The 23,227-nt window shown below is 50.6% G+C and carries 14 protein-coding genes; 6 read left to right on the top strand and 8 right to left on the bottom strand.

What is annotated here, in order from left to right; genetic code table 11:
• The first annotated feature begins 163 nt into the window (after positions 1 to 163).
• Entirely contained in the window at positions 164 to 7,525 is a 7,362-nt protein-coding gene (locus tag ACN0YH_RS25615; RefSeq protein WP_417382448.1) for a PAS domain S-box protein, read from the top strand.
• Between the two features lie 80 nt (positions 7,526 to 7,605).
• Here the strand turns inward: ACN0YH_RS25615 and ACN0YH_RS25610 are convergent, their stop codons facing one another.
• The 4 genes from ACN0YH_RS25610 to ACN0YH_RS25595 all read right to left on the bottom strand — a co-directional run bounded on the left by ACN0YH_RS25610 (position 7,606) and on the right by ACN0YH_RS25595 (position 14,662).
• Complete coding sequence (locus tag ACN0YH_RS25610) at positions 7,606 to 9,063, bottom strand: DUF1501 domain-containing protein (RefSeq protein ID WP_417382447.1); 1,458 nt, start codon at positions 9,061 to 9,063, stop codon at positions 7,606 to 7,608.
• A gap of 64 nt (positions 9,064 to 9,127) precedes the next feature.
• A complete protein-coding gene (locus ACN0YH_RS25605; protein WP_417382446.1) occupies positions 9,128 to 11,548 on the bottom strand; it encodes a DUF1549 domain-containing protein in 2,421 nt (806 codons plus the stop codon).
• A 166-nt stretch (positions 11,549 to 11,714) separates the two neighbouring features.
• On the bottom strand, positions 11,715 to 14,012 hold the full coding sequence (locus ACN0YH_RS25600) for a serine/threonine protein kinase (RefSeq protein WP_417382445.1): 2,298 nt from the start codon (positions 14,010 to 14,012) through the stop codon (positions 11,715 to 11,717).
• Positions 14,012 to 14,662 (bottom strand): sigma-70 family RNA polymerase sigma factor, encoded by a 651-nt coding sequence (locus tag ACN0YH_RS25595; protein WP_417382444.1) that lies wholly within the window; start codon positions 14,660 to 14,662, stop codon positions 14,012 to 14,014. The genes ACN0YH_RS25600 and ACN0YH_RS25595 overlap by 1 nt, the downstream gene beginning before the upstream one ends.
• A gap of 236 nt (positions 14,663 to 14,898) precedes the next feature.
• Here ACN0YH_RS25595 and ACN0YH_RS25590 point away from each other — a divergent pair, with 236 nt between their 5' ends.
• Genes ACN0YH_RS25590 through ACN0YH_RS25580 form a run of 3 tightly spaced genes read left to right on the top strand, consistent with a single transcriptional unit; the run spans position 14,899 to position 18,207 of the window.
• Entirely contained in the window at positions 14,899 to 16,722 is a 1,824-nt protein-coding gene (locus ACN0YH_RS25590) for a CotH kinase family protein (protein WP_417382443.1), read from the top strand.
• A gap of 35 nt (positions 16,723 to 16,757) precedes the next feature.
• On the top strand, positions 16,758 to 17,510 hold the full coding sequence (locus ACN0YH_RS25585) for a polyphosphate polymerase domain-containing protein (protein ID WP_417382442.1): 753 nt from the start codon (positions 16,758 to 16,760) through the stop codon (positions 17,508 to 17,510).
• A gap of 19 nt (positions 17,511 to 17,529) precedes the next feature.
• Positions 17,530 to 18,207, top strand: coding sequence for a DUF4956 domain-containing protein (locus ACN0YH_RS25580; RefSeq protein ID WP_417382441.1), 678 nt, complete (start codon positions 17,530 to 17,532; stop codon positions 18,205 to 18,207).
• A 385-nt stretch (positions 18,208 to 18,592) separates the two neighbouring features.
• On the opposite strand, the gene ACN0YH_RS25575 is transcribed toward ACN0YH_RS25580, so the two are convergent.
• On the bottom strand, positions 18,593 to 19,018 hold the full coding sequence (locus tag ACN0YH_RS25575) for a hypothetical protein (protein ID WP_417382440.1): 426 nt from the start codon (positions 19,016 to 19,018) through the stop codon (positions 18,593 to 18,595).
• 257 nt (positions 19,019 to 19,275) lie between these two features.
• On the opposite strand from ACN0YH_RS25575, the gene ACN0YH_RS25570 reads away from it, so the two are divergent.
• Both ACN0YH_RS25570 and ACN0YH_RS25565 read left to right on the top strand, forming a co-directional pair.
• Positions 19,276 to 20,289, top strand: coding sequence for a DUF1559 domain-containing protein (locus ACN0YH_RS25570; protein ID WP_417382439.1), 1,014 nt, complete (start codon positions 19,276 to 19,278; stop codon positions 20,287 to 20,289).
• 147 nt (positions 20,290 to 20,436) lie between these two features.
• Complete coding sequence (locus tag ACN0YH_RS25565; RefSeq protein ID WP_417382438.1) at positions 20,437 to 20,868, top strand: hypothetical protein; 432 nt, start codon at positions 20,437 to 20,439, stop codon at positions 20,866 to 20,868.
• Positions 20,869 to 21,044: 176 nt separating this feature from the next.
• On the opposite strand, the gene ACN0YH_RS25560 is transcribed toward ACN0YH_RS25565, so the two are convergent.
• The 3 genes from ACN0YH_RS25560 to ACN0YH_RS25550 all read right to left on the bottom strand — a co-directional run bounded on the left by ACN0YH_RS25560 (position 21,045) and on the right by ACN0YH_RS25550 (position 23,200).
• Positions 21,045 to 21,500 (bottom strand): hypothetical protein, encoded by a 456-nt coding sequence (locus ACN0YH_RS25560; protein ID WP_417382437.1) that lies wholly within the window; start codon positions 21,498 to 21,500, stop codon positions 21,045 to 21,047.
• 249 nt (positions 21,501 to 21,749) lie between these two features.
• A complete protein-coding gene (locus ACN0YH_RS25555) occupies positions 21,750 to 22,739 on the bottom strand; it encodes a DUF1559 domain-containing protein (protein WP_417382436.1) in 990 nt (329 codons plus the stop codon).
• 347 nt (positions 22,740 to 23,086) lie between these two features.
• Positions 23,087 to 23,200 (bottom strand): PQQ-binding-like beta-propeller repeat protein, encoded by a 114-nt coding sequence (locus ACN0YH_RS25550; protein ID WP_417382497.1) that lies wholly within the window; start codon positions 23,198 to 23,200, stop codon positions 23,087 to 23,089.
• Between the last annotated feature and the right edge of the window lie 27 nt (positions 23,201 to 23,227).

The raw sequence follows: 23,227 nt of genomic DNA, 5'->3' as shown, positions 1-23,227 counted from the left end.
CCAGTCGGCGCATCCTCCCGGTTAGAGTTGTAGAAATCACTGAAACAGTCAGTGAAACTCTCCTGCAATATAAAGGACCGCAGGGCAGGTCCAGGATATCCATTCATTCATACTGCTTCCCTGCCGCAGATGTTTACGAAAAGTACTGAACCAAAGGCGTTCGATGAAACAGAATCGTCAACAGAACAAAAATCAACCGATTATTGTTGGCGTCGGCTCCTCAGCGGGAGGACTGGAAGCTTTTGGTATGTTGCTCGAAGCACTCCAGGATGCGACGGGACTGGCATTGGTCTATGTACAGCATCTGGACCCCGGCAGCAAACCTGTTCTGATGGAACTTCTGAAGAAATATACTCCACTCGAGGTGATCGAGCTTAAAGAAAGCATTACACTCGACGCAGGAAAGCTCTATGTCTGCCCGCCTCAAGGATTGCTGGAAATCCGGAATGGCCAGGTAAGCCTGTCCAGAAAAGAAACAGATCACCCCCCCTCCCATAACATCGACCACTTTTTTCATGCACTCGCCGTTGATCAAGGTGAGCGCGCCGTGGGAGTCATTCTCTCAGGGGCAGGCAGCGATGGTACACTCGGTCTCAAAGCGATCAGCGACAGTGGTGGTTTGACGTTTGCACAAGATCCCAAGTCCGCCAGCTACGACAGTATGCCGCGGAGTGCCGCCACGACCGGTGTGGCAGACCATATACTCCCTCCTGACGCGATCGCGTTAGAGTTACTGCAATATGCACACCATCTGCAAAAAATCAGCTCCTCGGAATCCCTGACACACATTCAGGATCAGATTGTTGATGCCATTCCTCAAATCACCGCAATCCTGCTGAAGAAAACGGACCACAATTTCCAGCACTATAAGAGCAGTACTCTTTCCCGGCGAATTCAGCGCCGAATGCAGGTCTTAAAAAAGAGCGAAGTAAAAGAATACCTGGCTTTTCTGCAGGATAATGAAGAGGAGACACAAGCCTTATTTCGGGAACTGTTAATAGGAGTGACCGAGTTTTTTCGCGACCCACAGGCGTTTGAAAATCTGGCCAGTGAGGTACTTCCCCGCTTGTTTGAGAACCGCTCTGCCGACGAATGTGTACGCATCTGGGTAGCGGGTTGTGCTAATGGATCAGAGGCTTACACCATCGCGATTCTCTGTCGCGAAGTGATGGATCAATTAAAATCACATCCTCAATTACAAATCTTTGCAACAGATATCGACGAACGCGCGCTGCAGGTGGGGCGTGCAGGCATCTATCCGGTCGGCATTCAGGATCATGTCTCCCCCGAACGACTGAAGCGATATTTCATCAGACGGGGAAAACGGTATGAGGTGACTCGGGAAATCCGCGAAATGGTTCTGTTTTCGTTACATAATCTGATCAGTGATCCCCCCTTTTCACGTCTGGATCTGATTTCGTGCCGCAATCTCCTGATCTACCTGGGACCTCATCTGCAGAAGAAAATCATTCCCCTGTTTCATTATGCTCTGCGCCCCTCAGGTTATCTGCTGCTGGGGCCCAGTGAGAACATCACTTCTCACGGGGAGTTATTTCGCACCCTTAACAGTAAATTCCGTATTTCACAACGGAAAGGGACAGCGGTGGAATCTGCTGCCGCGTTACCTCTCAATCAAGGCAAATTGCAGTTCAGATCCAGCCAGGAACGAGAGCCCGATGCAAAAGTTGATCTACAGAATCTCAGACAACGCATTCTCCTGGACGAATTTGCTCCCAAATCGTGTGTGATTGATGAATCAGGACAAATCTTGAACGCCGATGCAGACATGGAGAAGTTCCTGACATTAGGAGAGGGAGATTTTCATAACAACATTGTAAAAATGGCGGCAAAAGGGTTACGCGTGGGTCTGCGTTCCGCCCTCAATCAAGCCATCAAAACGCGCCGAAAGGTGCAGCAGGAACACCTGACAATCCGTAAAGAGGATCAGGTTCAGGAAATCATGATCACGGTCCAGCCGATGCCCCGTCTGGGTGAAGACGAGGGTTTGTTTATGGTCGTATTCCATGAAATGGGCTTGCCAGTCAATAAGGATTTCAGTGGGGAGTCCCTTACAGCGTCTGTCCCTCATGCTGATGCCATTATCGCACAGCTGGAATACGAATTGCAGACCACCCGCGATGAGCTTGAAAAGTCACTGCAGGAAATGGATGTCGCGCATGAAGAGTTAAAGTCGTCGAACGAAGAACTGTTGTCGATGAATGAAGAACTGCAGTCAGCCAATGAAGAACTGGAAACCTCGAAAGAAGAAATTACCGCTGTCAGTAATTCCGTGGCGCAGACTAACAGTGACCTGGAAAACCTGTTACGCAGTACGCAGATTGCCACCGTTTTTCTCGATGATGAGTTACTGATTCGAAATTTCACGCCTGCCATCACAGAAATTTATGGGCTTATCAGCACGGATATTGGACGTCCCCTCGAACGCTTTGTTCCTCTGGTCGAAGAGATGCCTCCCCTGCCCGATCCTCGTAAGCTGCAGCAAGGTAACCCGGTAGAGCACACGGTGATTGCTGACTCTGGTAAAGTCTATATCCGCCGGATTCTGCCTTATCAGTCCCATTCAGGGAAGAACGAAGGAATCGTCGTAACATTCATTGATGTATCTGATTTACATAACAGTCAGGAACTGTTTCAGTTACTCATCGACGCCTCATCCCAGATTGTCTGGATAACCGATGAGAAGGGTGTCGTCGTTGAAGACTCACCCAGTTGGCGTGAGTTCACGGGACAGTCATTCGAAGAATGGAAAGGGGCTGGCTGGCTGAACGCCATACACCAGGATGACCAGCAGCCAACCATTCAAGCATGGCAAAATGCAGTCTCAAATGTAGAGACGTTCTCTGTAGAATATCGACTCTGGAATCGACGGGGTGAATGGCGCTGGGTACATGCCCGTGGCGTACCTCAAAGAAACAGTGATGGATCGATTATACGCTGGATCGGTATGAATACCGATATCACCGAACAAAAAGAAGCACAACGGGTGATCCTGGAATCCAGCCGTCAGTTGCAGCTGGGTGTGGAAATCGCGAACCTGGGACTGGCGCGCGTCGATTACTCAGATAACAGTATCACTTTGACTCCGGAAGCAGCTGCCATTTATGGTCTGGGATATCAGGAAATCGTGATTACCCGGGATGAAATGCTCGACTTCTATCATCCTGAAGATCGTCAGGATGCCGCTGACCAGATCCAGGCATGCATTCAGGAATGTGGAGATGGCCGCTGTGATCTCGTACATCGACTGATACTGCCCTCGGGAGAAATTCGCTGGATCAACGCACGCAAGCAAATCTATTTTGACCGCAATGTCGAGCCGGCTGTTCCCGTTTATGCAACCCTGGTCGCCCAGGACATCACCATCAGCAAGCGGGAAGAATTGAACTTAGCCTTCCTGTCTGATCTGCAGACTCAACTGATTCCTCTTTCCAGTGTCGAAGATCTGATGGAGGTTGCCACCAGGGAGACGGCCAAATATCTTGACTTATTCCGCTGCCTGATTGTGGAGTTCGATGAAAATGCAGAGTATGCAGATATTCTGTATGAGTATCATGCCGAGTCGCTCCCATCGATTGTAGGAAGACATCAAGTTCGCGATTTTCATACAGAAAGCGAAAGACAGAAGATACTGGCCGGTCAGCAGTTCTACCTCTCTGATACGCAACACAAGGAGCAGGAAGCTCTGATCGCCGGAAATTTTCAGTCAATTAACGTAGGAGCATATTGTAATTCAGTCTACATCACTCCCCAGGGGATTAAATTCGTTATTTCCGCGTTGAAGCGTGAGGCATATCAATGGCGCCTGGATGAATTAATTCTACTTCAGGAAATCACCAACCGTCTCTGCATCCGAATTGAGCGGGCTCGTGCCGAAGCGGAACTGGCAGACCGGGAAGCTCATCTGCGCCGGGTGATCAATAACCAGTTGGGACTGGTTGGGGTCATTGGCCGTGATGGCAGACTGCTCGAAGTAGACGACGATTCCATGAAAATTGCCGGTTTAACACGCAAGGATGTCATCGGGAAGCATTTCGCAGAGTGCGCCTGGTGGACTTACGATGAAGCCGTCTCTCAGAAGATGCGCGAGTCGATGGAAAAAGGGTTTGCCGGGGAAGTCGTCCGCTACGATATACCACTCTTCGCTGCCGGACTGGGCGGCCCCGAGCGAAGACTGATGATCGATTTCATGATGGCCCCCGTGTTTGACAAAAATGGTGAGGTCGAATATCTGATTCCTTCTGGCGTCGACATCAGTGAACGTGTGGCTGCTGAAAATCTACATAAAGAAACAGCGGCACGTCTGGAGTCGATGTTTAATTCTGCCGTGGATGGCATGATTACAATTGATGCCGCCGGAAACATGCATTCTATTAACCCGGCTGCAATGAAACTTTTTGGATATGATCTGGTAGAACTACAGGGAAAAAATGTCAATCTATTGATGCCGGAGCCCTGGCACAGCCAGCATGATGGCTACCTCAACGCTTATCTGACGACAGGACGAGCAAAGATCATCGGGAGCAAACGGGAAGTTCTCGGACTGCGCAAGAATGGCAGTACCTTTGCCATGGAACTGGCAGTCAGTGAAGCGAGGATGCGCGGAGAAATCATGTTCGTCGGCACCGTGCGCGATGTCTCCGAACGGAAACAGCGCGAACTCAACCTGGCTTTCATTGATGAACTGCAACAACTGCTCGGGACCCCGCTGATCACAGAAGAAATCATGCAACAAACCTGTGCCAGGATCGCAGATTTCCTGGACTTATCACGGTGCCTCTTAATTGAATTAGATGAAGAAGCCGAGATTGCCAGCATCGTCTATGAATATCATGAATCGGGCTTATCAAGCATCTTGGGCAAACATACCATCACCAATTTTCTGGGTGAGCAGGAACGGGAGCCTTTCCTGGCAGGTCAGCCTGTAATGATTGAAGACACCCAGAATCAGCACAGGCAGTCAAAGACAGCCAAAAGCTTTGCTGAACTCCAAATTGGATCACTCCTCACTGCTCCCTTTGTCAGTGACAAGCGTTTGAAATTTGCAATTTCCCTGTGTAAACAACAACCCTATCACTGGCAGGCCGGCGAGATTGACTTGTTACAGGAACTCGCGCCACGCATCTTTGTCCGCCTGGAGCGTGCGCGGGCCGAAGCCGCTTTAAGAGAAAGCGAATCCCGTTTTCGCGACCTGGCCGATAACATGTCGCAATTTGCCTGGATGGCAGACGAGAAAGGTTTTATTTTCTGGTATAATCAACGCTGGTTTGAATATACCGGTACAACACTGGAAGAGATGCAGGGCTGGGGCTGGAAAAAGGTGCATCATCCCAATCATGTTGATCGTGTCGTAAAACGAATACAACATTCCTGGGATACCGGTGAAGTCTGGGAAGATACATTCCCGCTTCGTTCGAAAGAGGGAGAATACCGCTGGTTCCTTTCCCGCGCTGTCCCCATTCGCGATTCCGCAGGAAAGATCCTGAGATGGTTTGGCACCAATACAGACATCACCAGCACGCGAGAGCAGGAACAACGCGTTCGCGCCAGCGAAGCCAGATTGCGTCTGGCAATGCAGGCTGCAAACTTGTCATTGTGGCAATGGGATGTGGTCAAAGATAAAATCTTCTGGTCGCATGACAGTCATGAATACTCGAGCATGGAACCGCGGCAATCGGTAGGTGGTCTGCAAAAGTTTCTGAATCTGGTTCATCGAAACGATCGTGAGAATATTGAAAAGACACTGCGCAGTTGCCTGTCGAACGGAAAACCGTTTCACGCGGAATTCCGGACCCGACAAACAGGGAACAGCTATGCCTGGGTACTTTCCACCGCTTATCTGACAACAGACGCTTCAGATAATTCGACCATCATGGTAGGGGTGAACCTGGATATCACGGAACGTAAGAAATCGGAACTGGCTATTAAACTCAGTGAAGAACGCTTACGGAACGCAGCCGAGTCTGCAGGCTTTGGAATGCTGCACATTGATTTGATGGAAGAAACAACAGCGTTCTCACCTGAAATGAAACGCATGCTGGGACTTCCTGAAGACGCAGATGAAAACCTGAAATTCGGCGAAGTACCTGACTGGATTCATCCTAAAGACCGCAGTGCGTATCGGAGGCATCTGCTGGAATCAGCAGCACTTCCGGAGGGGAGCAATCAAAGTCTGGATCACCGCATCATTCGTCCTGATGGAGAAACCCGCTGGGTTCGTCTGCATGCGAGACCCGTTTTCACGGGTAAGGGTTCACGACGAAAGGCAACTCAACTCATTGGTACCCTGCTCGACATTACCAACCAGCGACAGTTCGAACAGTCCTTGAAAGAAGCCCGTCAGATGGCAGAGGCAGCCAATGAATCCAAAAGTGCATTCCTGGCTAACATGAGTCATGAAATCCGCACTCCGATGACTGCCATCATGGGTTATATCGACCTGATCGACGAGCTGATTGACCACAAAATTGCCACCGGATATCTGAGTACGGTGCGCCGTAATGGGGAATTTCTGCTGGACATCATTAATGATATTCTGGACCTCTCAAAGATTGAAGCGGGTAAACTGGATATCATCCGGGAACGATTTTCGCCGCATCAGTTGCTGGAAGATGTTTGCTCCATCATGGATGTTCGGGCGGCTGAAAACCGCCTCGAACTGGACATTTTCTATCATGGCAAGATCCCCGCTGAGATCGAGTCGGACCCCAAACGGTTGAAACAGATTCTGATTAATCTGGTCGGGAATGCCATCAAGTTCACCATGGAAGGCAGCGTCAAAATATTCGTTTCCTGCAGTAACCAGCAGTTGCATTTTATCATTGTTGATACAGGAATCGGCATTACCAACCGTCAGCAGAAACGATTGTTCCGTCCCTTTTCGCAGGGAGATCACACAGTCAATCGTGAGTTTGGTGGAACAGGTCTTGGCTTGGCCATCAGCCAGCGTCTCGCCAATATGCTCGGCGGAGAAATCTGCGTCGAAAGTGAGAAAGGCAAAGGAAGTCGATTTACGGTGACCATCGCCACAGGTGACATTTCCGGGGTCAAAATGATTCAACCTCAAGCTACCACGGAACCCAAAGAAGCACCGAAAGCAGAAATGGATATCGTGCTTAACTGCCATGTCCTGGTTGTCGACGATCGTCGTGACATTCGGTTTCTCAGCAAACGTTTTCTGACACTCGCAGGTGCGAACGTAACCGAAGCGGTCGACGGAGAACAAGCCATTACCATCGTTATCGATTTCATGCAGAAAGGCCAGCTGTTCGATCTGATTCTGCTGGACATGCAAATGCCCAAACTGGATGGCTATGAGGCAGCCAGACAACTCCGCAAACTGGGTTTTACCGCCCCGATTATTGCCTTGACAGCTGATGCCATGCAGGGAGATATGAATCGCTGCATTGAATGTGGCTGCAACGACTATTTAAGTAAACCAATTGATAAAAACCTCTTACTTCAGACAATCAACCGCTATGTTGGCTCCGATACAAAATCCACATGATTCATTGATCAGCTTTCACTCAGCACGTCACCCTGCTCCACTGATCTCGCATCATTATCACTGGTTGAACAGGAATCTGATCAGGCGAAGAGTTCCTGAACTGCCTCCCCTTTGGCATCCTTCGTGACGTAGAAGGGGCGGCCCTCAATATCGAAGCCGGTTTTCGGACTGATGCCCATCGCGGTCATAATGGTAGCGTGCAGGTTTTCAATAGAGACAGGGTTTTCAATCGCCATCAGCGGTCGTTCATCGGCTGTTTTTCCATAGACGAATCCACGTTTCATTCCCCCGCCGAACATCACCACACTTGTTCCCCCGGTGAAATGACGATGCAACCCATAGTGCTTCATCTCGGAAACCTCATCAACTTTTTCGCGTGCCTGATCGTTGGCATTGGATCCCGGCTGTCCTTCCATTAACGCATCGCGACTGAACTCGGAGGCAATTATTACCAGCGTCCGATCGAGCAATCCGCGTTCTTCAAGGTCGAGTACCAGCTGAGTCACCGGCGCATCGATTTCCTTATGCATCCGGTCCACCGTGGTATGCCCTTCGGCATGGGTATCCCAATGCAGAAAGGGAACGTACTCTGTCGTGACTTCCACAAACCGGGCTCCCGATTCCACCAGTCGCCGTGCCAGCAGACAGCCACGTCCAAATCGACCGGTGTCATATTTTTGCCGTTTCTCTTTCGGTTCCCTGGTGATATCGAACGCTTCCCGTTCTTTGGAACTGAGCAGCCGATAGGCTTTGTCCATCGAACGCAACATCGATTCCTGCTGATAGTCACTCATCAGCGCGCGCTGCGGGCTTTGATCGATCAAACGGCGATACAGTTTGTTCCGGTTGACAAATCGCTCTCCCGTCATACCTTGAGGCGGCCGTACCGAGCGGGCCGCTTCTTCTGGATAGGGAAGATTCAGCGGTCCATATTCGCTGCCGAAAAAACCAGCTGTGGTGAACGCCTTGAGTTCTTCACTTTCTCCGACTCCTTCCAGCCGTTGACCAATATTAATAAAAGCTGGCATCACAGGGTTGCGAGGACCAGCCACCCGCGCCATCCAGGCCCCCAGATGCGGCGTGGCCACGGTTTGAGGTGGCACATAACCGGTATGCCAATGATATTGATGTCGGGAATGCAGTATGCTGCCGAGATCGGGTTGCACTGCAGACCTGATCAGAGTGGCGCGGTCCATCACCGAGGCAATGCCTTCCAGTCCTTCGCAGATCTGCAGACCGTCGACGGCCGTGGGAATTGCCGGGAAGGTACTCAGCATGTCAGCGACTTTGAGTCCCTTCTTGAAAGGCAAATATCGTTTTGGATCGAAGGTATCCGGTGCCGCCATCCCTCCCCCCATCCAGAGCAGAATACAACTGTCAGCCGTCGCCTGCGGATGTTTCACGTGACCAGGTTCACTGGCATTCAGCAGTCGTGGTGTGCCCGCCATCAAAGCGGCTGCGCCAGCGGCACTCAACTGCCTGAGAAAATCACGTCGGACAATCTGTTCGGGAGCAACGGGATCAATTTCAAATGTCATCAGTTGTTCTCACAATCTATGAATTTTGTGCTCTGACTATGTCACTCTTTCATTCTACCACAAATCAGCGTATCAGAAAAAACTCAGGCAACATGCAGACCGACCATAACAGGTCTTCTACTTCCGCAGGCTGTGGTGTCTCTCCCAGCATCTGACCAACAAGATCAGCCTCCTCTGGCGTCGGTGGTCGCGATAAGGCATACAGAAACAGGTACTCGGTCAGCCGTTTCGGATCTCCGTCCGATTGTGCGATCAGTCGTTTCGCTCCCTCGGCAAACGCGTCTGCCAGAGAGGCTTCATTGGAGAGATCAATCGCTTCCAGAGTGGTCAGCTGGCTGGGACGCATTGAGACAATCTGCTCGCGCATCGGTCGCCCCAGCGATTTCATCAAAGCCGTATTTTTCAACAAAGACGCCCGCACCATCGGCTGTTTTCCCTCTGCAGCGACAGCAAGTAGTCCTTTAGCCTGCGCATCAACCGCCTCTGTCCAGCTTTTGATCGGTTTGACGATGGTCACTGGATTCCATTTTCCTTTAATGCCTCCCAGTCGCCCTTCGCGTGTGGCAGGAGCGTTCGGATTCCATTCCCATGATTCATCAGAGGCTAGAGAAATCTGCTCACCGTTCTCCAGTTCCAACCGTGCTTCAAAAAAGAATCCTGCTGGATTCAGACTTTTTCCACCGTTATGCACGATGACAGTAATATCGTTCTTACCCGGTTTTAATAATGTATGCAGCGGCAAGGTTCGTACCTGGGACCAGTTCTCACCCCGATCGACTTCCCGTCGGTTGATAAACAGGATATGAGAATTATCACAGGTCAGGACCGCACCACCCCGCTTGACCGCAGCGGGAAGCGTGATGATTTTTCTAACGACGATCGTCTCGTCGGCAGGAGGTGTTTCTTTCGCGGAATCACCCCAGATCCATTGTGCTCTGAGTTCGAGCTCTGATGCTTCTCCCTGCTCAATTTTTGTTCGGAAGATCGGGGCATCAAACTTGTCTGGGGCGGTGCCAGTCAGCTGCCAGACACCATCCAGAAACTGTTCTGCCGTCAGTCGACGGGAACGCGGGCCGCGGTACAGATAGTCTGAACCTGCTACTCCTTCGACCAGTTCCACTTGAGACTGATACGCTTCTGATGTGGCGATCAGCTCCAGCATCTGCTTCAAATCGTATTTGTGATCACTGAAGGAGACAGCAAGATAGTCCAGAAGGTCTTCATTCCATGGCCTGGTCTGCATCGCATCAAGCGGATGCACGATCCCCCGCCCCAGCATCCGATGCCAGAGCCGATTCACAATCGTTCGTGTAAAACGACCATTTTCAGGATGAGTCATCAACCCTGCCAACTGCTGCAGGCGGGTCTCACGTGACGCGCTGGTGTCGATCTTCCCGATCTCCGGAAATAACCAACTCGCTTGCGCTGTCTTGCCGATCGGTTTATCGCAGCGGTGAATCTCCAACTCGCGTTCCGAGTAGATCGCAGCCAGGCCGTACGACTCATCCAGAGTCCAGCGGTCAATAAAACTGTCGTGGCATGAGGCGCACTTCAGATTGATTCCCAGAAACGCCTGCCCCAGGCTCTGGGCGAATTGAATCTCGACCGTCTGGCCGGCGGAGACATTCCCCCGCCATTTGATCCCGTCAATAAAACCGCGACTGGCTTCTGAAGGGGGCGCAATTAATTCCCGAGTCAGCTGGTCAAAAGGCTTGTTGTTTAACAGCGATTCATACAGCCAGCCGGATACCTGTTTACGCCCACCAGTGATAAAGCCGGTCCCGCTATAATCGTTCCTCAACAGATCGTTAAAAAATGACAGCCAGTGATCAGCATAAGCCGTATCATCTGCGAGTAACTCCCGTATTTTCAGCGTCCGCTTGTCGGGTGATGTATCTGCCAGAAATGACTTCAACTCTTCCGGCTTCGGTAACAGCCCCACCAGGTCGAGATGGATCCTCCGCAGGAAAGTCGCATCATCAATCGGACCGGGTCGCGGCAATCCATGTTTTGAAAGATACTGATCGATCAGCCGGTCCACCGGATGATTGCGGGCTCCCTCTGTCGGCGGAAGATCAGGACGCCGTGGTTTCAAAGGTGGTTCATAAGCGACTTTGCCAAAGGAAAAACCGGCTTCCCAGGGCAGATCTTTGGAGATCCACTGCTTGAGTGTCGCTACTTCTTTCGCTGAAAGTCGTGGTTTACCTTTGGGAGGCATCTGCATTTCAGGGTCGCTGGAGGTGACCAGATCGAGCAGATAAGAACCCTCCACATCCTGCGGATCGACAAAACCGGATTCCAGCCATAATTTTCGGGTGTTCAGAGAAAATGAACCTTTCGCCTCGCGTCCACCGTGACATGCAGCACAGTGTTTCTTCAGAATCGGCACAACTTCATGGGCGAAGTCAAACGGCTTCGCCTGCACGACGGATACGATATTGATCAGTGAAGCGACCAGCAAAGGTAGAACGAATCGTGATATCATGGGGCGAGTCTATTGCAATGCCGAGAATTTGAATTTTGGTGAGACTTTCAATATATCACATCTCAACCGGCAATCGCAAATTGCTTTTCTGGTTTCGCCAACATTTCCCAGACTGGTGAAGTAAAAAGCAACGCCTTGTTCAGCGGAATGGTCTCTGGAACTGTCATCATTTAGGCCGGAACGGATCTGGTGTGTCCTGCAGACTGCCTGCAAAGGGAGCCCCTACCAACCTGTTCCACTGCTCCAGCTGAGCAGCTGTGAGTAGTTTCAGAATTTCCTGAAGTTCTTCCTCGTTGACTTCCTGATCGGGACCATGCGGAGGTCGCCTCGTTCGACGATTCTGAGGAGACGCTCCCCGTGGCCTGGGACGATCGGGATCACGAGAGGGTTCAACATGGGGATCTGCATCAGAATCGTTTTCTCTCTGACTCATACGGCGAGCTCCCGCTTGAAGTCGAAATTCGGACTCAACCGCCCGCATCGCCATGCGCTGCTCGTTTGTCAGATGTAGTGATCGAATCACATCCGTTTCATGCAAGGCACGGGTCCCTTCAAACCGTAGAGTCAACTGCTTTAAACGTTGCAGCTGCTGAGCGGTTAGAAACTGTTCCAGACCACTCCTTGTTGCTTTCGCATCCGCAATAATTCGATGGCGAATCGTAGAGGCTGCCTGACCTTTGTTTGTAGCAGGCTGCTTCTGTATCTGCGCAAGTCCCCCTTGAATCCGGTTCTGTCGCCAGTCAACCAACTCCGTCAGTTTTTGTTTTTGATCCACTGTAAGATTAAGGTCGGTCTGAACGTCAGGTTGCAGCAGAATTTGTGTTTCTCGATCCAGTTGCAATGCGATCAGATCAGACAGGCTCTGCTCAATTCGACGACGGGTTATTTTCAATTTCTCCAGGGCCTCGGGATTCCCCTGTTGTTCTTCAATCACCGCCTCATAGTGCGCCAGAGCCGACTCGAGCAGTTTCTTCCGCAAACTTTCGTCAAAGGGATTGTGAGATAATTCAATTTCCGCCAATGCCAGCATATCATCAGCCGCTCTCTGGGCCAGAGCCAGACGTTCCTCCGCTTCCGCTGCCCGCTGCTGCTCCCTGTCCAGGGCGAGTCGCGTATTTTGTTCCTCATGGGAAATCGCTGCCATGGAAATCGAAAGCCCAACGATACCCAGCAAGAGAATAATAAACGAGGAAACAATCACCGAGGGATGCCGGCGCAACCATTTACGTGCGCGGTCTACCATGGTCGGTCGACGTGCCAGAATCGGTCTTTCATCCAGAAACCGATGCAGATCATCGGCCAACTCAGCGGCTGACTGATAGCGTTCTCCTGGCACTTTTGACAAGGCTTTCATCACAATTGTTTCCAGTTCCACCGGAATCAGGCGATTCATCTCACGCAAGGGGCGCGGTTCATCGTACAGAATATTGTGCAGCAGTCGTTGACGATCACTGGCAGAAAAGATGGGCTGCAGACAGAGCAGTTCGTAGAGTGTCGCGCCCAGCGAATAGATATCGGTACGCTGATCGATCAAAGTCCGTTTGCCGCTCAATTGCTCGGGACTCATATAACGCAGCGTGCCAACCAGATCTCCCGTTCGGGTGACACTGGAACCGGCAGTCACCTGCGCCAGACCAAAATCCGTAATCCAGGCATTCCCTTTCACATCCACCAGTAAATTCGCAGGCTTGATATCCCGGTGGACCACTCCTGATTCATGAGCATAATCCAATGCTTCTGCAACCTGTGCAATAATCCGCGCAATCGTCTGATACCAGACGCGGGCCTGGCGATGATCTGTATGGGTCACCGATTCCGTCACTGAAGAGCGAACCTGGGAACCTGCCCCCGCTGATTGCAATACCTCAGCCTGATCACCAGCGGAACGGGCTCTGAATTGATGCTCACTCAGTTCCGCTCTCTGCCTTAAAATCCATTCCGATAAGGATTCACCGTCAATCAACTGCATGGCGTAATAATGCATGCCCCGCTCACAGCCAACAGCATGCACGGGAACAATATTCGTATGATGCAGATTCGCCGCTGCCTGAGATTCAATCTGAAACCGTTGTCGCTGACATTCATCCAGCGAGGCAGCGAAGGGAAGCACTTTCAAGGCAACTCGTCTCCCCAGTGAGAGTTGAATCGCTTCATAAACAGTTGCCATCCCCCCGTGACCAATTTCGCGAACGATCTTAAAATCTCCCAGTGGCTGAGCGAGCATCTCGGAAATCCGGGGAGACAGATGCTGTGATAACGAATGTGCCAGATCAATACCGTCCAGACACTCTTCAACAACCTCCGATAACTCGGGGTAGCGATCAATGTAGCTGAGTTTTTCAGGCGTTTGTCCCGCTTCCAGCAATGCGAGGTATTCACGCGAAATTTCAATCACACGGGGGTCTTCACTGTCTCCCCTGCGATACACAAAGGTATTGACCAGACTATCTTCGAAATCAGTCACTATTTTCCCTCCGAATTCGCATCAGTTTTGGCAAACTCCTTCTTGAGTCTGCTTAAGCCCCGCAACCACAGCTTTTCTACCGAATTCACTGTTTTCTCCATGCGCTCGGCTATCTTGGGAAAGGTTAATCCTTCCAGGTGACGCAGGATCAATACGGTCTGATAATCTTCAGGCAGACGCGCTAAGGCCTCTGATACCAGCCGGGTCTGCTCAACACGCACCACCTGTTGACTGGGAGACGTCCCCGGATCGACCAGCATGCCTCCCAGTGAAATCGCAGAATGGTCCAGGCCTGCTGCAACCTGCTGTTCCAGCCTCGGGTCTCGTGCCTGTGTTCCAAAATACCGACGCACTGTATTGGCAATCGTATGTGACAGTATCGAACGAATCCACTGAGTGAATTGAGGTTCCACTGTCCCTTTAAAATCGGGAAAGCTTTTATGTGCCTCGAGAAATACTTCCTGAATGATATCAGACACGTCCAGCTTGGCCTGGAGATGTCGCCCCACTTCGACGCGTGCCAGGACTTTCAGATAGGAACGCTGGGTAGAAAGAATTCGCCCTAATGCTTTCTCATCACCAGCACGGGCGCGGGCAAGCAAATCCAGTATGGAATTCTTACCCTGTTCATTATCTGGTTCAGCAAGCATGTGAGATGAAATCATTTTGTGAGAAACTCAATTTACTGGAGATATTGACCAGAGATCAATCGGACTGGACTGTCGCTCTCTCTAATAAGTAACGCAGAAATCACACAAACAGCCGCACTTTTTGATCAATCTGAAATAATTATACAGATAATGCGGCGGTGTTAAGGGAATTTTCGTTACTGAATCTTCAGGCAAACCTGATTTGAACTCTTTCACAGAGAATTGGCGAGGATTCCATGCGTCCGATATTTCAACGACATCTGTTCTATCTTATGACATTCACGCTCCTTACAGCATCTGTATCGGCGCAGCTACCCAATTCGCGATCATCTCGCCCGGATGCGAACCCAGAACGCAACCCAGGCATTCCCCCTTTCGGAGCAGGTCCCGGCGATCACCGCGGGGGGCCGGGAGGTGAAGAACAGAAACTGGTCAAACAGTTTGATCAAGATCAGGACGGTATGCTGAATAACGCCGAACGTCAGACTGCGCGCCAGTATCTCAAAGAGAATCCTCCCCAGCAGCGCGGACCTGGTGGCCCGGGTGGCTTCGGCCCCCCTCACGGAAGAGAAGCCGATCAGCAGACTCCGCGTGATCCAGGTAGAAGATCCAGGCGACGGGGACCTATGCAGCAGGAACGCCCTGCAGCCAGGACAGGAAAGAAAATCAGCCCCGCAGATGTACCTGCCATCAATGCTGACCTCTATGCCCCTTTCGTACTGCGTACCATTTTTGTTGATTTTGAAAACAAAGACTGGGAAACCGAACTCGAAGCCTTTCATGGCAGCGATGTCGAAGTCCCCGCCACATTGACCGTTGACGGACAGAAATACCCCGACTGTGGGATTCACTTCCGAGGCATGTCCAGCTACATGATGGTTCCCCAAGGCTATAAACGCTCCCTGAATATCTCGCTTGATTTCCTGCATGAGGATCAACGACTGCAAGGCTACAAAACGCTCAATCTCCTGAATAACAGCGGTGATGACTCACTCCTCAGTACCGTGCTCTATTCTCACCTCGCCCGCAAATACATGCCGGCTCCCAAAGCAAATCTGGTCCGCGTCGTCATCAACGGAGAGAACTGGGGAATTTACACCAACGCCCAGCAGTTCAACAAAGACTTCCTCCGCGAACATTATCCTTCAGCAAAAGGAACCCGCTGGAAAGTCAGTGGCTCTCCCCGCGGAGGTGGAGGACTCGACTATCGTGGCGAAGATCCGGAACGCTACGGTTACCCCTATGAAATGAAAGACGGCAAACAGAAATCGCTCAAGAAACTGATTGAACTCTGCCGCATCCTGGATCAAACGCCCCCCGATCAGTTGCAAAATGCGCTGGCAGACAAAGTCGACCTTGATGAACTGCTCTGGTTCCTGGCGCTCGATAATGCGTTATGCAACGCAGACGGCTATTGGATCCGGGCTAGTGACTATAGCATTTTTCTGGACAAGCAAGACCGCTTTCACTTCTTCCCCCACGATATGAATGAAGCATTTCGCTTCGCAGGCAGAGGTCCCGGCATGGGTCCCCCCGGTCATCATCCACCTGGATTTCGAAGTCGGGAAGCAGGCGCGGGTCCCCGAGGAGAAAATCCACCTGCAGGCCCCGGCCTCCCGTTTTCAGCAGGTGGACCTCCTCGGGGAGTTTTCCCGCCTGCAAATTTCGATCCCCATCGCGCGAATCAGAACAACAACGCTACGGAACAACTCGATCCGCTCATCGGACTCGACGATCCCCAGAAACCGCTCCGCAGCAAACTACTGGCGGTTCCCGAAATCCGAGCAGAGTACCTCAAGAAAATTCGCATCATTGCCGGCGACCTGGACTGGAAAGAACTGGGACCCGTCGTCAACCAGTTCCGGAAGCTGATCGCCAGGGAAGTCCGTCAGGACACACGTAAACTCGGCTCCTATGAAAACTTTATCAAACTGACCAACAGTCGCATCCCCACTCCGACCTCAGCCGGCCACGGTCCCGGCGGACATGCTGCAATCAACCTGCATCAGTTTGCGAAACAACGCAGCGAATACTTACTCAAAGTCACCTCGGGAAAATAACACGTTCCAGAATAAAATTGCAGGGAGACACCACATTGGATTTGAAACTGTTCTTACCAGACTCTGACTCCGAAAATGTCTATCACGCTCAAGACCAGCGGACCGAGCTCAAATTCATACTGACGCCCGAGCTTCGAGATCAGGTCACCAGTTGGGCAAAAAACTATATGCAGCCCGACCCCCACTGCACCACAGCCAGAGGCGACAGTTACGAAATCAACACCCTGTATCTTGATACAGCAGCGCAAGACATGTTTCACAAAACCTCACCTCTGGGGAACACAAAATTTCGCTTGCGCAGATACGCCGCAGAACAGACCATCTGGCTGGAAAGCAAACATAAACAAAACTCCTTTGTTCAAAAAAACCGGTCCGCGATTCCTCTCGCACAACTGCATTGTGTCAAACATCCTCTCTCAGCGGGAACAAACTGGCCCGGCGAATGGTTTCGAAATCGTGTACTGCAATATGAATTACAACCTTCTGCCCTGGTACATTATCAGCGTTTTGCCCGGGTCTCACGTTATCAGAATCAGACGATTCGACTCACCATCGACAGCCAGATAGCAGGTCAGAAAACCAGTAACTGGGAGATTCCTCCGTTCAGTGATGCGCCACTGCAACTGTTGCCGGATGTGGAAATCCTGGAGCTGAAATTCCATCACAGTCTCCCGCCACTATTTAAACGTCTGCTACTGGAAATCCCACTCATTTCGACAGGCATTTCCAAATACCGTACCACCCTTTCCTCTGAAATCTCACAAACCGGTCTGATGGACCGCATCTGATTCATAATGATCAAGTAACATGACTGACTGGCTCTCGAATATCACAACGTCGGCTGAACCTGCTGCGAACATCATTATTCTGCATCTGCTGCTCTCCTGGGCTACAGGATGTGGCGTCGCATATCTGGCTCGAAAACATCAAAGAGCCGTCGCCGACGAAACGCTTTCCGTAACCCTTGTCTTGATGTGCATTCTGATCGCCATGGCGACGCAGATCATCGGCGAAAACGTGGCCCGCGCGTTCTCCCTGGTCGGAGCTCTCTCCATTGTTCGCTTCCGCACCGCCATGCAGTCCACACAGGATGTCGCGTTCGTCCTGCTTTCCGTTGTCGAAGGTATGGCCATTGGTGCCGGACAATACTCCGTTGCCGCCCTGGGTTTCGTCGTTATCGGAGCCGCCACACACTTTCAGCCCCATTGGGCGAACGTCCGCAGTAACGAAAAAGGCCCCCCGGTCGGCGTCATGCTGCTGCGTATGCAGGTCGCATTGGGAGCCGAAAACATCTGGAACCAAATTCTGACAGAGCTTTGCGAATCCTTCGAAAACACCGGCGCAGAAACGATCCGCAAAGGCTCCGCCTTCGCACTCGAATACCAGGTTACCCTCCGCGAGAACATCACCGCAGACGATGTCGTCCTCCGCCTGGGACGTCTTGAACAGATCGAATCCGTCCAGATCAAACTCAATCGCCGTTGAGTCGTTCCCTTTCTTCACCTGTTGCCCTTTCTTCACCTGTTGCTTTTTTTTACCTGTTGCTTTTTTTTACCTGTTGCTTTTTTTTACCTGTTAATTGTGCATCAGTTTCACCTTTCACCTGTCCATTTTCGACTTGACCCCGCTGCGCCAACGGCGATAAACGCTGAATTGTGTCGCGCGCGTGCCCAGTTTACAGTGCACTGAAACACGCGACACTGATTCCGATTCTTCACTGAAAAACAGCCTGTTTTTTCCAGATAAGCACTGACTGAATCCGCACCAGTTCGCAATGTATGCCTGCGGTTCGCCGCACTTCGTGGCCTTTCAACAAAACACCACCCCAATAACACCATACATCGCGCCCACATCAACAAACATCGCCACATCATTCTGAATCCCCCTTGATCCCCGCACGCCACTCCCTAAGATTACCCTCGAACAGGAAAACAAACCCCATTCTAAAACGACCTTGCCTCACCACTTCTCCTTTCGTGTCATTTCGTATTTTTCGTGGTAGAAAGATAAAACGTCCGTGTGCCGATACAACCAGACTCCCCACACAATAAATAGATAGGCCCGGATGCACATCCGGGCCGAGCGCAGCGAGCAGGTAACTGTCAGATCGACTCACATAAAAGAAGATCCATGGCACACCAAATTCTACCCGAAGTCCCGATTCTTCCCCTAAATGAACACCTCGCACGAAACTGCCAATACGTTCATGTCCTGCCTGATTTTCCGCTTTGAAAAAGTCAGATTTCTCACTGAAAAATGCAAATATCCAGATATTTTGATTTATTTGAATTTCCACCGGTAAATGCCTCCATTCGCATACGTTTACTAGATGGTGGGTTAAACCCATTTACACATGAACATTAGATCTATTCTTTTTTTTGGGCGTTTGAATTGCTCGGGCAATTTTTGCTGAGCAGGCAAGATGCTGCTGCAGATACCAGTTCGAATGGAGCCGTCTCGCGACGCAACGTGTGTGGTCACCCCGTGATCCCTCTCAGTTTTTCCATTCATTTTTAACCTGATTCATTTCATTTATTAGAAAGTGTGAAAATCATGACATCCAGGTCGCGCTCACTTCGTCATCGGGGTTTTACCCTGATTGAACTGCTCGTCGTCATCGCCATCATTGCGATTCTGATTGCCCTGCTCCTCCCGGCTGTGCAGCAGGCGCGTGAAGCAGCCCGCCGCAGCAGTTGTAAAAACAATCTCAAGCAGATCGGCCTGGCCGTTCACAATTATCAATCGACGTTCAGCATGCTGCCCCCCGTCTATGTGCTCGACCCAAATGTCGGCGATGACGAAGGGCACTGGACCTGGTCTGCCTTCATCGCGCCGTACGTAGAACTGAGTACGGTTTACAACAGTTTCGACGTGGGAAATACACCTGCCAGCTATGCCTTCGGACGTAACATTCAGGCCATGCAGCAGACATATGCCGTCTTCCGCTGTCCTTCCGATACCGGACCTGCCAAACACACGGACGCCGGTTACACAATTGACTACTTCGATTCCTCGGGAGGCAGAACTTCCAATGTCGGTGTCGCCCTCACCAACTATGTCGCCTCCAATAACAATGCCTATCATCGCGCCAACAAAGCCAGCAATTATCTGGATGGCACTACCGGAGGCACCGGCGCATTCTGGAGCAACAGTAACTGCCGTATTCGCGATATCACCGACGGCCTGAGCAATACCATCCTCATGGGTGAGCGTGCCTATCAGATCCCCGGCAACAAAATGATCGCCGGCATGCTGTTCGCCGTCAGAGACAACCTGGGACAGGGCCCCACCTGCGCCAACTGCACAGGCAATACCGCAGCAAACCAGGGACTGTTGAGTGTCGCAGGCACTACTCATTTCGGAATTAACCCCACTTCGACTGCAGACCAGGCCAACGGCGGTTACAGCAGCCTGCACACAGGGGGCGCCCATTTTTTAATGGGTGATGGCCGCGTGCAGTTCCTCAGCGAAAACATCGACAACAGCATCGCCGTCGGCGGCATTGTCGACAGTACGTTTGAGCGGTTGGCCTCCATTCAGGACGGCGCCGTGATCGGTGAGTATTAAAAGTACGCTAGCGTCTCCCCGCGATGCTCGTCCTTCCGAATCGCGGCGGAGATGTTTTCACTCTTCCCTGCAGGCAAAGCAGATCCCTGTTCTGTTTTGCCTTTCCCTGTATTGCCCGTTTTAGAATTGATTGAAGAAAGCAGATTGATGAACCCCGTTGCCTTGTTAAATATAACTCTTCTCAGTTTCTCATTAGTACTCCTGTCCGGCTGCGGCGGAGGCAGCGACACGCCTCCCCTGGGCACGGTTTCCGGCGTGGTGACACTCGATGAGAAACCACTGGCAGACGCGGAAGTCACCTTCCAACCCGAAACAGGCCGCCCTTCCCTGGGAAAAACTGACAGCCAGGGAAATTACACGCTGGCCTACACGGTCAATGACAACGGCGCCCTGATCGGCCCGCACAAAGTCATCATCACCACCGCCGTCGAAGCCTTCTCCGACGAAACCGGCGGCGGCCAGGACCGCGAAGCCCGCCCCGAAATCCTCCCCCCCAAATACAACGCCCAGACCAACCTCACCGCAGAAGTCAAATCGGGCTCGAACACAATTGATTTCCCACTGAAGTCGAAAGAGTGAAGCGGGTCACACTTCGTTTCGCCAACGATGGTAAGCTGTAAAAAAACGCCTGAGACCTCAAGTGAGAGGACTCAGGCGTTTTTTGTTTTCTGGTGTAAGCAACTTATCATTCGATGCTTCACTAGGATTAGAAAATAAGGAATCTAGAGATAAATTATTCGACAGGAAAACCCCTATTATTCTTTGAACTTTAAATCGAATGTAAACTCATTGCCGCCTGATTTTACTGTGACAATACTCATAGTCTTGTCCGCGGAACTGTACTTGGGAGGAATTGACTCCTTTGCACCAGCCTCTTCAGGGTTAGTATCTGCAGGTATTGCTGAGCCATCCGGCATCTCATATTTAGAAAAAACGACTTTGTAATTACCTGCTTCAACTCCCGGTTCACCTGTACGATGCATCAATGAAAATTTACCTGAAGAATCCGTGACAGCGTAGGCACCGGTACCGGGGGTATTAGTGCTTTTGTCTGGTAAAAAAGCAATAGACATGCCTTCAGCGGGAGCATCATTGATAGTGACGTTCCCTGTAACAGGAACTAAAGTACCTTCAAATTCTGCAACACTGCCACCGCAGCCGACAAGACAAGAAATGGTAAGGATCGTAAGAATAACACCAGCAATTTTCATTTGACATGACTCCGAGTGAGTTGAGATGCTGTTGAGAACTTTTAGATCGTATCACATTTAACGATAGCGTCTCGCAATCTAATATACTCGGACCAAACAGCCCTGGAGACGCTACAGTAAAACGGGACACAGTCTAATATTGTTACAAAACGTAATCAATGAATAATGTATGAGAGAGAGAAATCCTGTTTTTTAACTTGAATAAAAAACAGGATTTCTTCATGTGAACAGGATAGGAAATTAGTGGAATCAGAATTCAGATAGTACTTCTCCGCCGGAGATAGAACTGAGGCTGGTCCGCAGTGTGTCATCAATATTTTCACTGATAAATCGGACAGCACCATCACCCAGCAGTACATGGCATCCGCCTACATGTAAACTACCCGGGGCTCCGAATTCAGCCACTGCAGTTGGTATAAATGATGCTTGAGGTGGTGTTCTCCAAGGGCAACAGAGACGATTGTTGATTCCCCCTAGAGTGCCCCCCATGTCGAAAACAACACCCATGGAGGTATGGTTGGCATAACCCCATGTCTGGTTTTCTCCGTCCTGGGCATCGCGACAGGTTTCAGCAACCGCAACTGTATTTGACATACCATCTGTCACGTCGGAAATACTGCAGCAGGCATCCCAGCCAAACATGTGCTTACTGGTTAAGCCTTCATCCCTGTAGTTACTGCAATAGCCTGTGGAGTGCACAGCGATATTGAAATCATAATTAGTAAAAGCGCCTCTTAAGGTAGTGGTTCCACCAATACCGTAAGCACTCGATGTGGAACATTTGGTTTTATACGGATCGGAGGGGCACATGAATACGGAGATTTCAGTGCTGACGACTACATCATTACCGGCAACAGCAGGATCTCCTAAAGCTGCAGGTCCAGTTGAAAAAGTACTCATGGCAACATTAAAATCTAGTTGATTATACAGATTTGCCTGATCAATAAATGGCAAGATCATTAGCCAGCCGCGCTGATTCAGTGCAAAGGGATGTGCGGGTGTCAGAGTGTCGCAGGATGAATCACCGTGAAAACCGACGGAATAAGGAAAAACACGGTGGCTGTCATGGTAATTGTGTAGCGCAAGACCAATCTGTTTTAAGTTGTTCTTGCAGGTACTTCTTCTGGCGGCTTCTCGGGCCTGTTGAACGGCAGGGAGTAGTAACGCAATCAGAATTGCAATAATGGCGATCACCACCAGCAATTCAATCAGGGTAAAACCACGTTTTTTAGTTCTCATAGTAGACCTCTTCAAATGAATTAATGATTAGTCGACAGACTAGAAAAAAAGAACGAACATTAATAATTAACATGATGTTTATTTAGAATTAAACGTTAATAAAACATCTTTATATTATCGGTAGTTCTACTAGTTTTGCAACAAGTATCTTTGAATACTGGTATTTTTGGGAAACTGAGGTGAATACTTTATTAAATAGAAGGCTTTGGTATGCTTTCCTTGTAAGTATAAATTAGTGTATCTATTTTTCTGCTGACACCTTTTTATACATGCAACACAATCGCTGACACGAATGGCACCTTTTTCTGCCCAACACTGAATCAGATCACTTCCACCAGTCACCCAATTCACTTCCTCGCATCAATACAATACAGGTTGTCGACGGTGCGGATGAAGATGCTGCCGTCGGCGATGGCGGGGGTGCCCCAGGCTTGCTGGTCGAGTTTGTTGACGGCGACCACTTTCAATTCGTCACCGGCGGCGATGAC

This window comes from Gimesia sp. (assembly GCF_048262075.1).
Taxonomy (GTDB): domain Bacteria; phylum Planctomycetota; class Planctomycetia; order Planctomycetales; family Planctomycetaceae; genus Gimesia.
Note: the sequence above shows the minus strand (reverse complement) of the source record. Positions and strands in the feature narration are given on the sequence as shown.